This window comes from Rhizobium sp. TRM96647 (genome assembly GCF_025780115.1).
Lineage (GTDB): Bacteria > Pseudomonadota > Alphaproteobacteria > Rhizobiales > Rhizobiaceae > Mycoplana.
Window position 1 is genome coordinate 1 of sequence record NZ_JAOXHF010000039.1, and the last position, 2,260, is coordinate 2,260.

The following is a 2,260-nucleotide window of genomic DNA, read 5'->3' on the forward strand; positions in this document are numbered from 1 at the left end:
CGGCTGCTGCAGGCCTATGATCGGGATGGTCCGGCCGGGCTTGTTTCGAAGAAGCGATCTCAACCGAGCAATCGGCGTCATAGCGAGGAGTTTCGCAATGCGGCGCTGGATCTGATCCGCGAGCGCTATCTGGATTTCGGTCCAACGCTGGCGCGCGAGAAGCTGATCGAGTTGCACAGGATTTCTGTCGCCAAGGAGACATTGCGGCAATGGATGACAGAGGCCGGCATCTGGATCTCGCGTCGCGAGCGCAAGAAGCGGGTTTTCCAGCCACGCGGCCGACGCGACTGCTTTGGCGAACTGGTGCAAATCGATGGTTCGCATCACTGGTGGTTCGAGAACCGCGGCCCCAAATGCGCCCTGCTCGTCTATATCGATGACGCGACCGGCAAGCTGCTGCATCTACGGTTTGCCGGATCGGAGAACACATTCGACTATCTGCACGCGACCAAGGCCTATCTGCAGCAATGGGGCAAACCGCTGGCTTTCTATAGTGACAAGCATGGTGTTTTTCGCTCCACGCATGCGTCGGAGAAGGACCGGACGAGCGGCCTGACACAGTTTGGTCGGGCGCTCTATGAGCTGAACATCGACATCATCTGCGCCAACACTCCGCAGGCCAAGGGCCGTGTGGAACGTGCCAACCAGACATTGCAGGATCGGTTGGTCAAGGAGATGCGGCTTCGCGGCATCGATACAATCGAAGCAGCCAATGCCTATGCACCTGAGTTCATTGCGGATTTCAACGCGCGTTTCGGCAAGCCGCCTCGCAATCCGAAGGACATGCACCGGCCGTTGGCCAACCATGAGAACCTCGATGGCGCCATGTGCCGCAAGGAAGTTCGCACGCTGTCGCAGGCTTTGACGCTGCGCTATGACAAGGTGCTGTTCATCCTTGATCCGACAGATCTTTCCAGGTCCCTGGCGGGTAAGAAGGTCGTCGTTTGCGACTATCCGGACGGGCGTCTCGAGATCATGCACGAGAGCTTTGCCCTGCCCTACAGAACCTTTGACACGTTACGCTCCGTGCATCGCGCCGAGGTCGTCGATAACAAGCGGTTGGACGACATGCTGTCTGTTGTCGCCGAGCTGCAGGCTGGGCGGGAGCAGCAGCGCAGCAAGGGCGGACCACGGCGAACTGGGCAGACGGACCATATGTTCGGCATTCGCGATGGCAGCACGGGGAACGGCTACCAGAAGCGTGGACGCAAGCCGAGAACGGATTACATGAACGATCCGGCGGTGATCGCACGGCGGGAGAAAGCGTTATTGAGGCAGTCGGCTGCGGAATAAAGGGCGTCAATGCACGCCGATATCGCTTTGCGTATCTGACTCCAATTGGAGGCAGGCGGACCAAAGCGGCGTCTTGTGGAAGACTCCGTCTTGAAGAAGCGTGAGCCCTTCTCGTGCCTCATAAAGCAGGCCGAGCCAGCACAGGCGCCGCAGGACGCCATATTGGAGATCGGATTTGAGCTCCCAGGCTTCCAGGGTCATTTCGGTGGCGGACAGAGGTGCCATGTCTGGATAGAGGATCTTCACGACGTCCAAAGGCGTACAGCCTTCTCTCGCCTTGATATTGAGAAGATTGAGGAACATGCGCCACCAGCGTAGGCGCGCTTGCACCTCAGCTTCCCGCTCGGTGGCATGGACATACGAGTAGAGATAGTCTGTGGCGACAAGATCGAAGAAGGCTTGCGGGTTCAGCAGAAACTCGCGACCTCGTTTGGTTGGCAGCAGAACATTCTTTTTCCGGCGAAGCAGCTTCAGATGGCGGGTCATGTCGCGCACGACCCAGAGCGGCGGCATGTCGCTTTCGTTCAGCACTTTGTTCATGCTGTAGAGATCTTCGGCCGTGAAGTCGGGCCAGAGGAAGTTCACAGCCGCCCAATGCACGAACTTGCGGTTCATGGCGCCGGTCGCGGTCAATCCTATGCCACCCTCACCGTCAGCATAGGCAACGGACAGAAGCATGCCGCGAAGAAGAGGTGACAGCGCGGCGACATCGACGTCACCCTGCAGCTTGATTTCCGGAAGCATCGTGCAGCTTTGATCCCTACCCGCTCAATTCAGATAAAAGCGAGTATCAGCCGGCGACTGAACAATTGCTATTGAGAAAGCTAAAGCCGAAGAGGTGTTCTTTCACCCGCCCCCGCTCCGCCCTTTCAACCCGGCCCAGCCGGTCGGATCGGGGGCTGATCATCCGTGCCAGTGTCGCGTTTCTAACTGGCCGACAGCGTCGCAGCCCTATTCAGCTTTGACA

The 2,260-nt window shown here is 58.5% G+C and carries 2 protein-coding genes; one reads left to right on the forward strand and one right to left on the reverse strand.

Annotated elements, in window-relative coordinates; genetic code table 11:
• The coding region (locus OCK02_RS26080; RefSeq protein WP_263815558.1) for an ISNCY-like element ISRel10 family transposase at positions 1–1,293 on the forward strand (1,293 nt) is incomplete at its 5' end.
• Between the two features lie 6 nt (positions 1,294–1,299).
• Here the strand turns inward: OCK02_RS26080 and OCK02_RS26085 are convergent.
• A complete protein-coding gene (locus OCK02_RS26085) occupies positions 1,300–2,037 on the reverse strand; it encodes a hypothetical protein (protein ID WP_263815559.1) in 738 nt (245 codons plus the stop codon).
• Positions 2,038–2,260: the final 223 nt, after the last annotated feature.

Bases quoted from the DNA above. Each gene is read 5' to 3' on its own strand.
- OCK02_RS26085 (WP_263815559.1), bottom strand. From the start codon at position 2,037: ATGCTTCCGGAAATCAAGCTGCAGGGTGACGTCGATGTCGCCGCGCTG.